The organism is Frankia sp. CcI49, assembly GCF_001983215.1.
Lineage (GTDB): Bacteria > Actinomycetota > Actinomycetes > Frankiales > Frankiaceae > Parafrankia > Parafrankia irregularis.
This window is the reverse complement of record NZ_MOWP01000006.1, coordinates 241628-254019: the sequence shown is the minus strand read 5'-3', so window position 1 is coordinate 254019 and position 12392 is coordinate 241628. Positions and strand designations below refer to the sequence as shown.

General features: G+C 72.5%; 10 protein-coding genes. 7 read left to right on the top strand and 3 right to left on the bottom strand.

Features of this window, described 5'->3' with window-relative positions:
- Positions 1–24: 24 nt before the first annotated feature.
- Entirely contained in the window at positions 25–897 is an 873-nt protein-coding gene (locus CcI49_RS05250) for a hypothetical protein (RefSeq protein ID WP_054567615.1), read from the bottom strand.
- 163 nt (positions 898–1060) lie between these two features.
- On the opposite strand from CcI49_RS05250, the gene CcI49_RS05245 reads away from it, so the two are divergent.
- From CcI49_RS05245 to CcI49_RS05235, 3 genes are all read left to right on the top strand, one after another.
- A complete protein-coding gene (locus CcI49_RS05245) occupies positions 1061–1360 on the top strand; it encodes a hypothetical protein (RefSeq protein WP_083473371.1) in 300 nt (99 codons plus the stop codon).
- A 212-nt stretch (positions 1361–1572) separates the two neighbouring features.
- Positions 1573–2610, top strand: a complete 1038-nt coding sequence (locus CcI49_RS05240) for a hypothetical protein (RefSeq protein WP_076824953.1) — start codon at positions 1573–1575, stop codon at positions 2608–2610.
- 146 nt (positions 2611–2756) lie between these two features.
- Positions 2757–3725: a TIGR03621 family F420-dependent LLM class oxidoreductase gene (locus CcI49_RS05235; protein ID WP_054567613.1), complete on the top strand. Its 969-nt coding sequence runs from the start codon at positions 2757–2759 to the stop codon at positions 3723–3725.
- On the opposite strand, the gene CcI49_RS05230 is transcribed toward CcI49_RS05235, so the two are convergent.
- Positions 3653–5098 carry an acetyl-CoA hydrolase/transferase C-terminal domain-containing protein gene (locus CcI49_RS05230; RefSeq protein WP_083749316.1) on the bottom strand — a complete coding sequence of 482 codons (1446 nt, stop codon included), beginning with the start codon at positions 5096–5098 and terminating at the stop codon, positions 3653–3655. The genes CcI49_RS05235 and CcI49_RS05230 overlap by 73 nt on opposite strands.
- A 529-nt stretch (positions 5099–5627) precedes the next feature.
- Here CcI49_RS05230 and CcI49_RS05225 point away from each other — a divergent pair.
- On the top strand, positions 5628–6938 hold the full coding sequence (locus CcI49_RS05225; RefSeq protein WP_076824676.1) for an ABC transporter substrate-binding protein: 1311 nt from the start codon (positions 5628–5630) through the stop codon (positions 6936–6938).
- Between the two features lie 450 nt (positions 6939–7388).
- Complete coding sequence (locus CcI49_RS05220; RefSeq protein ID WP_241839905.1) at positions 7389–8585, top strand: ABC transporter substrate-binding protein; 1197 nt, start codon at positions 7389–7391, stop codon at positions 8583–8585.
- Between the two features lie 90 nt (positions 8586–8675).
- Here CcI49_RS05220 and CcI49_RS05215 read toward each other — a convergent pair whose 3' ends face one another.
- The gene (locus tag CcI49_RS05215) at positions 8676–10847 is read right to left on the bottom strand and encodes a DNA polymerase (protein ID WP_083749342.1); all 2172 of its coding nucleotides are present in this window, start codon (positions 10845–10847) and stop codon (positions 8676–8678) included.
- Between the two features lie 275 nt (positions 10848–11122).
- Here CcI49_RS05215 and CcI49_RS05210 point away from each other — a divergent pair, with 275 nt between their 5' ends.
- Together CcI49_RS05210 and CcI49_RS41945 are read left to right on the top strand one after the other, a co-directional pair.
- Positions 11123–11584 (top strand): cupin domain-containing protein, encoded by a 462-nt coding sequence (locus CcI49_RS05210; RefSeq protein WP_054567914.1) that lies wholly within the window; start codon positions 11123–11125, stop codon positions 11582–11584.
- Positions 11585–11649: 65 nt separating this feature from the next.
- Positions 11650–12222 (top strand): TetR/AcrR family transcriptional regulator, encoded by a 573-nt coding sequence (locus tag CcI49_RS41945; RefSeq protein ID WP_054567610.1) that lies wholly within the window; start codon positions 11650–11652, stop codon positions 12220–12222.
- Positions 12223–12392 lie beyond the last annotated feature (170 nt).

Here is a 12392-nt window from a genome sequence, read left to right as displayed (position 1 = left end):
GTGTGGGCCGCGCGGCGTTTTCGGTCAGCCGTGCGGGGCCTGCCGCGGGGGCCCGGCCGGGATCTCGACGGTGATCTCGTCGCCCAGGCGGTAACCCGCGGTCAGCGGCAGGTCGTCGCCGCTCCAGAACCGCCCGGGGTCGTACCAGTTCGGCCGGCGCCCCGGCGGCAGCAGCCCCATCGCCTCGTAGGTGACAGCCACGACCTCGGCGCAGTAGGCGGACTCCAGACCGGCTGGCGAAGGCTCGGCCCGGGCCGGCCGGGCTCCCCTCAGGACACCCAGCACCCGCGACGCGCGGGTCCGCGGGGAGGCGTCTGCCTCGGTGGCGATATCCGTCTGCGGCCAGATTCCCGTCTGCGGCGAGACGGCCGCCTCCGGGGAGGGCGGCGAGATGGCCGTCTCCGGGGCGGGGAGGTCGGCCTCCGGTGACGGGCCCGCCGCGGTGGCGGCGCCGGGGCGCCGCAGTCGTGGTGCCCGGCCGGCGAGCCAGCGGCCCGCGAGCCGCGCCGTCGACGGGAACGGGGTGCCGTCGAGCCGGGCGACCGTGCGCAGCACGGCGTCCTCGGCCGCCCGGTCGACGGTCGGCTCGAGCTGGCGCAGCCAGGCCCGCTGGCCGTACCGGTTGCCCCAGACGACGACGGCCTCGCGCAGGTCGTGCAGCTGTACTCCGCGATGGTGACCGCCGGCCCACACGTCGTGCAGGGAACGGCCCAGCTCCGCGTGCCACATCAACGGCGGAAGGTCGTCGAGGACGACGGCCATCCCGACATGGTTCACCGGGCTGTTGGTCGTGAGCTGGATCGCACGGTCCATGGTGCTGCGGCCGCGGAAGATCCACACGTCGCCGGTGCGGGTGAGCTCCACGGCGTCGTCGAGGGTCAGAGGTCGGCCGCCCATGACGTCAGCCTAGAACCCGCCAGCGAGCCCGGCGCGAAGTCACTCCTGCCCGGCAGCGACGGCTTCCCGGAGGGCGAAACCTCCGGTCCGCGCCCTGCGCCGTGCCCGGTCTGGCTGCCTGGACGCCCGCTGGTCGTGGGCGTGCTCTCCGTAGCCTGAGCGCATGACGAGATGGAAGCTGTCCCTCGGCGTGGCGCCCGGCCGTTGGTGGAAGGTGCTCGGGCTGGCCGGCCTCGTGGGGGTCGCGGCCGGGGGCGCCGCGGTGGCGCGCGCGGAGCGCTCCCGGCGCGCATACACCCCGGACGAGGTCAGGGCGCGCCTGGTCACCCGGCATGCCGAGGCAGCCGCCGGATCCGCCTCCGGATCTGCCGTCGAGGTGGTCGACGAGGCCGCTGGCGAGGCCGCCGCCAACAGCGCCGCGGCGGAAGCCGGTCGGGATCGCGAAGACCGCAACGGCTCGTAGCGCCCCCGCCCCGTTCCCGACGCCTCCCCGCCTTCGACCCCTCCCGGCACACCATCCGCCACCTTCCAGGCGTTGCAGTATTGCAATGATGGGTCGGTCGGTGGCACGATGCTGGCGCCAACTTTGTCGATCAGACTTGTGAAGTTATGGCGTCCCGCCGGGTGGATGGCCCTGCCGTGCGGCCCGACGCCGTGCGCCACGGGAGGAACACAGTGACCATCGACCTGACGGGCGGCCTCGACGCGGAGCGCGAGTTCGTTCTCCCGGGCCAGCCGGACGACCCGGAGATGCGTGAGTCGGTCAACGCCTGGATCTGGGACGACGGCGCCGAGTTCGGCCTGCCCCGCGTCGGCATCGAGGCGGTCGGCGACCAGTGGGAGACCCACGACATCCAGGTGAACATCGCGCTCGCCGACGGCCGGGTATTCAACATCTTCGACGCCGGCAAGGTGCACGATCCGATCGGCGCCGACGGGCGGCCCCGCACCCTCGGTGCCGGGCCGCTGTCGTACGAGCTCGTCGAGCCGTTCCGGCACTGGCGCGGGCGGCTGGATGGCCTGGCCGTGCAGACCACGGTCGGGGCACAGATCGACGGCAGCTACCGGCGCGGGGCGTCCGACGGGCCGCTGGTCCCGGTCGAGCTCGCCCTGGACCTGCGCAGCGCCGTCCCGCCGTGGGAGGGCGGCACGCTGCTGGAGGAGGCCGGTCTGGTGCTCGCCACCCAGGAGGAGGGCGCGCTGATGGGCGGGCCCCGCTTCGAGCAGCTCTTCCGGGCCTCGGGGCGGCTGCGCCTCGGCGACGAGGTGTACGACCTGAACGGCGGTGGCCTGCGGATCCGCCGGGCCGGCATCCGTCGGCTGGCCGCCTTCCGGGGCCATGTCTGGCAGTCGGCGCTGTTCCCGAGCGGCCGGGCGTTCGGCCTGTGCCTGTACCCGCCGCGCCCCGACGGCAGGCCCACGTTCAACGAGGGCTACCTGTTCGACGGCGACGGCGAGCTGATCCCGGCGCGGGTCACCCGGGCGCCCTGGCTGCGTGAGCTGCGGGCCAGCGGCGGGGACGTCTCCGTCACCCTGGAGACGTCGCGCGGCGAGACCACGATCGAGGGCCAGACCATCCTGTCGACCTTCGCGACGATGGGCGCCGACATCGGCTCCGCCTCGCGTCTGCATCTGCAGCAGGCCCTCGCCCGCTACAGCTGGGACGGGGAGACCGCGAACGGCATGATCGAAAGGTCGGCCGTTCTAGGCTGAGTATCGCAACGCCGCGGTGGACAGCGGCGGCGGTGCACAGCCGCGGCGGACGGCCGCGGCGGGCGGGCGTCGCGGCCACCGGGACGGCGGTCGAGATCAGGCACGCGGGCGGGACGTGCTCCGCGCGCGAGGGGAGTGCTCGAGAGATGGCGCGGCGTTTCCGCTTCAACACCGGCCCGGGCCGGACACCGGACGTCGGCGCGCTGCGCCAGGCCGGCCAGCGCATCGAGGCCCTCGGCTACTCGACCTTCGCGCTGGCCGACCATTTCATGATCCCGTTCGCGCCGCTGATCGCGCTGCAGGCGGTCGCGGACGCGACGTCCACGCTGCGGATCACGCAGACCGTGCTGAACCAGGACTTCCGCCACCCTGCCGTCCTGGCGAAGGAACTGGCGACGCTCGACGTGCTGTCCGAGGGCCGCCTGCAGATCGGCCTCGGTGCCGGCTGGATGCGGGCCGAGTACGAGCAGGCGGGCCTGCGCTTCGATCCCGCTCCGGCCCGCATCGAGCGACTGGAGGAGGTCGTCGTCATCCTGAAGGGCCTGTTCGGCGGCGAGCCGCTGCATCACGCGGGCAGGCACTTCACGGTCGACGGGCTGCGTGGCACGCCGCGGCCGCACCAGCGCCCGCACCCGCCGATCATGATCGGCGGTGGTGGCCGGCGGCTGCTGTCGGTCGCCGGGCGGCAGGCCGACATCGTCCAGATCATGCCGCGGATCTCCCGGGGCGGACCGGCGGAGCCCGAGCGCGACCCGTTCGGCGCTGACACCTACCTGGAGAAGATCGACTGGGTGCGGGCGGCCGCCGGTGACCGCTTCGCCGACATGGAGCTTGCCGCCCAGCTGCTGCACGTGACCGTCGGCGCGGAGCCCGACGAGGAGTTCGAGTCGTTCTACCAGGGCTTCGTTCGGCAGCGGGTGGACACGGGGGTGGGTGCCGTGCCGTCCCGCGAGGAGCTGCGCGCATCGCCGATGGTGTTCGTCGGCTCCCTCGACGAGGTGTGCGCGCAGTTCGTGGACGTCCGCGACCGGTTCGGTTTCAGCTACTTCTCGACCCCGCTCGGTGCGACCGCCGAGGCGCTGGCACCGGTCGTCGAACGGCTGGCCGACTGCTGAGGCGCAGGCGCCGACGTGCGGGGCCGGTCGGCCGCGGCGCGCGCGCCGCTGTGAACGTCGGCGCGCGGGCCGCCGCGTGCGTCGGTGTGCGTGTCGGCGAACGCGGCGGCGAGCTCGTCGCGCGCGTCCGGGTGCGCGACGTTGCGGATCAGTTCGTCCGCCTGCTGGCGCAGGCTGCTGCCCCAGATGTCGGCCACGCCGTGCTCGCTCACGACATGACTGTGCTGAAAGCTGGTGGTCGGCTCGGTCAGCGCGGCGACGATGGTGGAGCTTGTGCTCCTGGCGTGCCAGCTCGGCAGTGCGATGATCGCCTGCCCGTCGGTGGCGTGCAGGGCGCCCGTGACGAAGTCGGGCTGCCCGCCGAACCCGGACCAGATCCGCCCGCGGACGTAGGAGGCGTTCGCCTGCGCGTGCAGGTCGACCTGCAGAGCGGTGTTGATCGACGTCATCAGGGGCTGGCGGGCGATGACCGCCGGGTCGTTGACGGTCTCGGTGCGCAGGAACCGGATCCGTTCGTTGCGGTCGAGCCAGCCGTACAGCTGCTGCGAGCCGAAGACGAAGCTGCTCACGATCGGCGCGTGCCGGTCGAGCGCCGCCGCCTGGTCCAGCGCCAGCAGTCCGTCGGAGAAGGTCTCCGTCCAGACCCGCAGGCCGCGGCGGCCGGTGAGCGCCGCGAGGGTCGCGTCGGGAACAGTACCGATGCCCAGCTGGAGCGTCGCCCCGTCGGGGACAAGAGCGGCGACCCGGGCGCCGATCTCCTGGTGGATGTCGTCGGGCGGGCGTGGGGTGGGGGAGGCGAGCGGTACGTCGACCTCGATCGCCAGGTCCACCGACGCGATGTCCAGCTCACCGTCGCCGAAGGTGTAGGGCATGCGGCGATTGATCTGGGCGATCACCAGGCCGCCGCCGGCCCGGGCGGCCCGGACGGCGGCGGGCAGAATGTTGACCTCGGTACCCATCGACAACCGCCCACCGACCGGCCGGCTGGTGTGCAGCACGACGACATCAGGGTGGTACCCGCCGGTGAACAGGCGTGGGACGAGGCCGAGGCGGCTGGGCAGGTATTCGAGTGCCGGGCGGCCCCGCATACCGGGGCCGACGAACGGCGTCACCGGAATGACTCCGGGCCGGTCCGGGAGCCCTTCCTGCGGATTCAGCACGAAAAGCCGGTAGCGCTCGATCGCCCGGTCGAGGGCGCTCAGCGCGACGAGTGGTGACGCGAAGTTCCCGGCCGCCACCACCGTCGGCGGATTTTCGCCACCTGCGCCGATGGCGCGGACTTCGCCCGGTTCGTCGTTTTCGTCGACTTTGTCGCGGACGCCCAGACGGGCTGCGACCAGATCGCCAAGGGCCGATTCGTCGACGCTGCGCATGTCTCTATTGTCGCCGGTCGCTCCCGCGCCGGCCGGTGCCGGGTCCGGCGGACCGCCGACATACCCACCGGTATCCCGTTGTCGGCACGGTCCATACCCACTGGATATCCACGGAGCCACAATTGATTCCCGCTGGAGGGTCCGTACGGCGGAGGCCCGGCAATGCGCTCGGGTGGTACCGACGGTGTCGGCACGCCAAGTGGAGTGCAATCGCGGACGTGCCGTGAGACCGGGAATTCGGGCGGCGTGCCCGGCGTCGTCGGCCGGAGAGCCCGGCGTGTCGCACGGTGGCTGACCGTGCCGCCTGCGTCACGCTGTCGGTCGCGCAGGCGACTCGAACGTTCGGTCAGTCCCGTCCGCCCCACCTGTGGCTCCACCCACATTCACCTGGATCAATCCGTTGGTTCAGGCGGTCGCCCCAAGACCCCGCCGCGCAGTGGTTGACGCGCCGGCCCCCGCTGCGAATCCTTGTCCTCCAGCGGGTGGGCTGGGGGCCGACTGGCGGGAGTGTGCATCGTGAGGAGCCGACGTGACCGAGGAAGTTTCCGCAACTCCACACCGGAGTTATTACGGACGCTGGAAACCGCAGCGCCGCCCGTACTGGGCCCGGGGTCGCTCCAGGGATCTCGCGGTTGCATTGTCGGTCATTCTGCTGGGTGCCACGGTCGGGTGTTCCACGCCGGATGAGTCAGCCTCGCCTACCGCCTGCGCGGCCGTCCCGGGGGTCACTGACGACACGATCAACCTGGGAATGATCCTCTCCGACACGGGAACCGCGGCCAGCCAGGCCATCGGTGCCCGTGCCGGCGCCGACGCACGGTTGCGCTCCCAGAACGAGGCCGGTGGGGTGCACGGCCGGAAGATTGTCTACGAGCTGCGCGACGACCAGTCGGACCAGGGGGAGAACCTGGCCGCGGCGAAGAACCTCGTCGAGAAGGAGGGCGTCTTCGGCGTCTTCAGCGCGACGAGTGTGTCCACCGGCTCGGCCGAATACCTGCACAACGCCAGGGTTCCGGTCTTCGGCCTGGCGATGGAAGCGGCGTGGGGCACCTACGACAACATGGTGAGCTACCTCAATCGCTTTCCGTCGTCGGTGGTCTTCGACACGCTCGGGAAGTTCGCGAAGGCGAAAGGCGTCCAGCGCGCGGTAATCCTCACGACCGGCACCTCCGTCGCCTCCGTCGCCGGCGCGGAAAGGATAACGTCGATTCTCCAGCATTCCGGAATCGAGGTGGTGGGAACCGTCGACTACGCCCCGGCACTGACCACACCGGCAACCATCGGCCGCCAGATCGCGCGGACCGGGGCTGACGCCATGTTCGCCCCGGTGACCGGAGACGATTTCATCGACGCCTACCAGGGCGCGATGGCCGCCGGCGCCGACCTCAAGGTCGGGCTCGGGGTCAGTGGGTACGGTCACGAGCTGCTGGCCCGGAAGGGCGCGAAGATGGCCGGCGCGTACTTCTACGTCGCGTATCTCCCCTTCGAGGCCGACACCGTCGCCCAGCAGACCTATCTGGACGCGATCGCGCGCTACGCGCCGGAGCTGGATCCGCCGGATGCGCAGGCCGCGATCGAGTCCTACATCACCGCCGATCTGCTGATCGAGGGGCTGCAGGCGGTAGGGCCGTGCCCGACGCGGCAGGGGGTGCTCACCGCGCTGCGGTCGATCTCGAACTACGACGGCGCCGGGCTGCTGCCCGCGCCGGTCGATCTCACCCAGGGGTTCGGCCAGTCCGCGCGCTGCCTGACCTTCGTGCGGGTCAACACCGCGGGCACGGGCTTCGACGTCGAGCAGCCGTCAGTGTGCGGAGATCAGATCGCCGGCGGTACCTCGTGACATCGTGACGCCGGCCAGTCCGGCGCCTGCCGAACGTGTTCAGCGGCGGTCCGTCGAATCGGCCCCGCGCCGCCACGCGGCCGGCCGACCCGGCGGCGCCGGGCAGGGGAGCGCGGCTGGACAACCGACGGGGCGAGAAGGCGAACCGCGTAACGCCGCTCCGGCGCTCACGTGACGCCCATGTTGATCCCGCCGCATTCTGGATCAATCCGTTGGCGGGTGCCCTCGCGGTCTCGTGACGAAACAGTTGACGAGATGCGCCGCGCTGCGAATCCTTGTGCTCCAGCGGGTGGGCTGGGGGCCGACTGGCGGGAGTGTGTATCGTGAGGAGCCGACGTGATCGACGGAAATATTGCAACTCCACACCGGAGTTCTTACGGTCGGTGGAAACCATCTCGCCGGCCGTACTGGGCCCGGGGCCGCTCCAGGAACCTGGCCATAGCATTATCCGTGGCTTTGCTGGGCGCGGCAGTCGGGTGTTCGGCACCGGATGAGTCGACGGCGACGGCCGCCTGTTCACCGGTCACGGGAGTCACCGACGACACGATCAACCTCGGTCTGATCCTGTCCGACACGGGTATCGCGGCCAATCAGGTCATCGGCGCCCGCGCCGGTTTCGACGCCCGGGTCCTGTCCCAGAACGAAGCCGGTGGGGTGCACGGCCGTAAGATCGTCTACGAGCTGCGCGACGACGAGTCGGACCAGTCGGTGAACCTGGCGGTGGCGCGGGACCTCGTGGCGAAGGAGCAGGTCTTCGGTATATTCAGCGCGACGACCGTGTCCACCGGCTCGGCCGAGTACCTGAACAAGGCCGACGTCCCGGTGTTCGGTCTTGCCACGGAAGCAGCGTGGACGAACTACGACAACATGGTGAGCTATCTCAACCGAATGCCGTCGTCGGTGGTCTTCGACACCCTCGGGAAGTTCGCCAAGGCAAAAGGCGTCCAGCGGGCGGTGATTGTCGCGACCCCCGGTTCCCTGACCTCGCAGGCCGGCGCTGGCCGGATCACCTCGATCCTCGAGCACTCCGGGATCGAGGTGGTGGGAACCCTCAACTACGCACCGGCGCTGACCACACTGGCAACCATAGGCCGGCAGGTCCGGCAGACCGGTGCCGATGCCCTGTTCGCCCCGGTGACCGGCGATGACTTCGTCGACATCTACCAGGGGGCGGTTTCCGCCGGCGCCGACCTCAAGGTCGGGCTCGGGATCAACGGCTACGGCCACGAGTTGCTCGCCCGAAAAGGCGCGATGATGGCTGGCGCGTACTTCTACGTCGCCTATCTCCCCTTCGAGGCTGACACGGTTGCCCAGCAGACCTATCTCGACACGATCGCGCGCTACGCTCCGGAGCTGGATCCGCCGGATGCGCAGGCCGCGATCGAGTCCTACATCACCACCGACCTGATGATCAAGGGGCTGCAGGCCGTCGGGCCGTGCCCGACCCGGCAGGGAGTGCTCACCGCGCTGCGGTCGGTCTCGGCCTACGCCGGAGCCGGCCTGCTGGGCGCGCCCGTCGACCTGACCAAGGGTTTCGGTCAGTCGGCCCGTTGCCTGACCTTCGTGCGGGTGAACACGGGGGGCACCGGCTTCGGGGTCGAGCAGCCGTCGGTGTGCGGAGATCCGATCACCGGTGGCGCCCCCTGAGCCCGTGATCCCGGCCGCGAGCTGGTATCCCCGCGGCCGGGGATACCAGACCTTGCACGACCTGGTGTCAGACCAAGACCTGGCGTCAGACTACGACTTGGCGTCGGACCACCGTCCGACGACGGTGATGTCCGCGACGAAGCGGACGTCGCTTCCGGCCGCCCAGTACGCAGCGGTCGACTCCAGGGCCCTGCGGGTCGCGGCGACCGCCTCGGCCGCCCGGGCGGTCGGAACGTGCAGCAACAGCTCGTCGTGCAGGCAGAGCACGATCTCGCCGCCCAGCGGCACGAGCAGCTGGCGTACCGTCACCGCCCAGGCTTTGAACAGCTCGGCGGCTGAACCCTGGATGACGGCGTTGCGGGCGAACCGGCCCCACGCCGTGGCGGCCCGGTCAGGATCGGCGCCGCCGACGGCTCCCGGGTCCGGGCCGCGATCGTCCGCGCCCCCCGCGTCGGCTCCCGCCACCGCGGCTGTGCCCGAGCGCGTGCCGCCGCCCGTCCCGGCGGCGCCGGTTCGCAGCGGAAGCCGGCGCCCGCCGAACGTGCGCAGCGGCGGCCCGTCGGAGCCGCCCCGCGCCGCCGCACGGCCGGCCGACTCGGCCGCGTCGAGGTAGGCGAGCGCTACCGGGTAGGACCGGCGCATCTGGCGCAGCGCCTGGCCCGCGGTGCCGGAGGTCTGCCCGTACATCGCCGCGAGCACCGCGACCTTCGCCGTGGGCCGGTCGACGCCGAGCCGGGCCGCGACCGGCGCGTACAGGTCGTCCTGCCCGGTCGCCGCGGCCAGCTCCCGGTCACCGGAGACGACCGCCAGCACCCGCGGCTCGATCTGGCCGAGGTCCGCCCGCACGAACTGGTGGCCGGGCTCGGCGACCACCACGACCCGCAGGTCGGCCGGCAGGTTGTGCAGCCCGGCGGCGGCCGTCATCCGCCCGGCGGCGCCGTCGCTGCCGCGCCACTCACCGCGCAGCCGGCCGTCGGCCCCGACGTGCTCGTCGAGCCAGCGGAAACCGTAGGTGGTCGCGACCCGTTCGGCCCGGCGCCAGACCAGCAGGGCGTCGACCGCCGGGTGCGCCGTTCGCAGGGCGGTCAGCCGCCACGACCGGGTGTCGGGCACGTCGATGCCGACCGCGGCGAGCCCGGCCYGGACGGAGGCAGGGTTGCGCAGATCGACGGAGCCGCCGAGGTGGCGCAGCACCGGAGCGTCGCGGGCCCGCCGCGCGGCCAGCTGGCCAGCCTCGTCGCGGGGCCGTGGGCCGACGAGGCCGGTGATCGTCGCCTCGGCGGTCGGGCGGTCCACCGGCAGGCCGTACCGCCACAGCTCATGGGCGAGCAACTCGGCGCCCGACTCCGCCCGCGCGGTCAGCACCGCGAGCGGGAGCCCGGACGGACGGGCCCGCGGGTCGGCCAGCGCGCGCAGCGCCCGCTCCTGCGCCGCCCGCACGGTCAGCGCCAGCCGCGCGAACCGGGCCGCCCGTTCCAGCCTGGTCGCCAGACCACCCGGTGCGAGGCCGAGCAGCGTCTCCTGGACCCAGACCGGCCGTAGCTGGCCGTCGGGCCCGACCGGGTCGTCGGGCCGCCCGCCGGCCGGCCAAGCCTCCCGCGGGTCTCCCACAGGTGCGTCCCGCGGGTCCCCCGCGGGAGCGTCGCGCGGTGTGTCCGGCGCGCGGGGGCCCTGGGCGTCCTGGCGCTCCCGGGGGTCGTCCTCGAGGGCCGCGAGCAGGTCGAGCTGGCCGTCACGCCGGACCCGCGGCGGCGGTGGCGGCGCCGCGAGCCCACGGGCCGCGGCCCACACCACGCCCGGGTCATCCCGCCCGCCGCCGTGCAGGAGCCGGTGGACCGCGGCCAGGTCCCAGCACTGCGCGGGGGCGCGCCGCCGGCCGGACGCCCCCGGACCTCGCCCACCGGAAGCTGCGCCGCTGCCGCCGGCCGCACGGGCACCGCCGGCCAGGCCGCTCACAGCGCTCACAGCGCTCACGGTGGTCGCAGCGGTCACGGTGGTCGCAGCGGTCACGGTGGCCCTGCCGGGGGCGTCGGGCGGCCCGGTCAGCGGTGTCCCGCCGCCATGCGCCGACCACCACACCCAGCGGGGTGCCAGGGCCGACTCCACCTCGGCCAGGACGGCCGCGGCCTGCGCCGGCCAGGCCCAGCCGGCGTCCGCGTGCGCCAGCGCGACCCCGACCCCGGGGACGGCCACCACCGCCACCGGCGTGCCCCGGCCCACCCCCGCCGCTCGCAGCACCTCGACCGCGCCGGGGCGCGGCATCGGGTCCACCACGTCAGGCTCCTCTGTGGACGCGTTCCTCCGGCGCGTCCACAGTCGCACAGCCCTGTCGGCGGGTGGTGCTGCCAGCCCGTCCATCGTCAAGATAATCAACATTGTTGACGACCGCCGATGCGCATTGTCGATCTTGAAAGTCGACGGCGGGACGGCGGAACGGCAGAACGGCAGAACGGCACAGCGACCCGGCGGTACGAGGGGTTGCAGGTGCCGCGGGTACCAGCGGTGTGGTGTGGCGGCGCCCGATGCAGGATGACGGCATGGCTGAACCGCGCCCGGTGCCCGTGCCGCATCCGCTGATCGAGGCTCTCGGTCTGCAGCCGCATCCGGAGGGCGGGTGGTACCGGCGGACCTGGCAGTCGCCGCTCGAGCTCGACGCGCATGGCGGGGTACGGCCGGTGGCGACCGCGATCTCCTTCCTGCTGCTGCCGGGGGAGGTCTCGCACTGGCACCGGGTGCGCTCGGACGAGCTGTGGTTCTGGCAGGGCGGCGGAGCACTGCTGCTGACCGAGGGTGGGACGCAGGGCGCCCCGGGCGCGACGACCGGGTACCGACTGGGGCCGGAGCCTGCGGTGGGCGGCGCCGAGCGGGTGCAGCACCTGGTGCCCGCGAACGTCTGGCAGACCGCCCGGCCGGCCGGTGCGGAACACGTCCTGGTCGGCTGCGTGGTGGCGCCCGGGTTCGACTTCGCCGACTTCGAGCTGCTGGACACCCCGGGCTGACCGCCCCGCGCGGGGCTGCCGGTTCCTTCGGGTCTGTCCCGCGGTGTCCGCCTACGCTGTGTGGGGTGCACAGAGGTGGCTGGGCCGGGGATCCGCCGGCGACGGACGAGGAGGCCGCCGCCCGGATCGTCGCCGCGGCCAGGGCGTGCATCGAGGTTGACGGGACCGGCTCGGACCTGGCGAAGGTCGCCCGGCGCGTCGGGGTCACCCGCCAGACGGTCTACCGCTACTTCCCGACCAGGCGGGCCCTGTTCGAGGCTGTCGCGGAGCAGGGTGTGGAGGCGCTGGTGGCCGGGATGGCCGCGAGCCTCACCGGTGTCGACGATCCCCGGGACGCGCTCGTCCGGCTGATGCTGCACTGCGTCCGGACGTTGCCGAACGACCCGGGCCTGTCCTTCATCGCGCAGCCGGGCCGCGGTGACGCGCTGATCACCACGGCGGACGCGCCGCGGCTCACCCTGGCGGTGCTCGACCGGCTGCCGATCGCTCTCGACCTGGGTGAGCAGGCCCGGGCGGCGCTCGCCGAGCACATGGTGCGGCTGCTGCAGTCGCTGCTGCTCGACGAGACCACCCAGCTGCGTTCCGACGAGGACCTGGGTGTCTTCCTGCATGCCTGCCTCGACCACCACGTAGCGTAGCCTAAATATCTATATATTTTTTCCCCGACTGGGCCTGGGCTGGTTGTCGGCCTACCTCCCGCCGAGCCCGCGATCAGTTGAAACATGTAGATCTGTGCCTTAGGGTTTCGCGCATCGCTGTTGCGGTGTTCCCGGCAGCCGGCAGGTCCGCTGCCTGGTGAGCCCGTCGC

Coding starts and splice junctions, on each gene's coding strand:
- CcI49_RS05230 (WP_083749316.1), bottom strand. CDS start 5,098: ATGCGCAGCGTCGACGAATCGGCCCTTGGCGATCTGGTCGCAGCCCGT.
- CcI49_RS05250 (WP_054567615.1), bottom strand. CDS start 897: ATGGGCGGCCGACCTCTGACCCTCGACGACGCCGTGGAGCTCACCCGC.
- CcI49_RS05245 (WP_083473371.1), top strand. CDS start 1,061: ATGACGAGATGGAAGCTGTCCCTCGGCGTGGCGCCCGGCCGTTGGTGG.
- CcI49_RS05235 (WP_054567613.1), top strand. CDS start 2,757: ATGGCGCGGCGTTTCCGCTTCAACACCGGCCCGGGCCGGACACCGGAC.
- CcI49_RS05210 (WP_054567914.1), top strand. CDS start 11,123: ATGGCTGAACCGCGCCCGGTGCCCGTGCCGCATCCGCTGATCGAGGCT.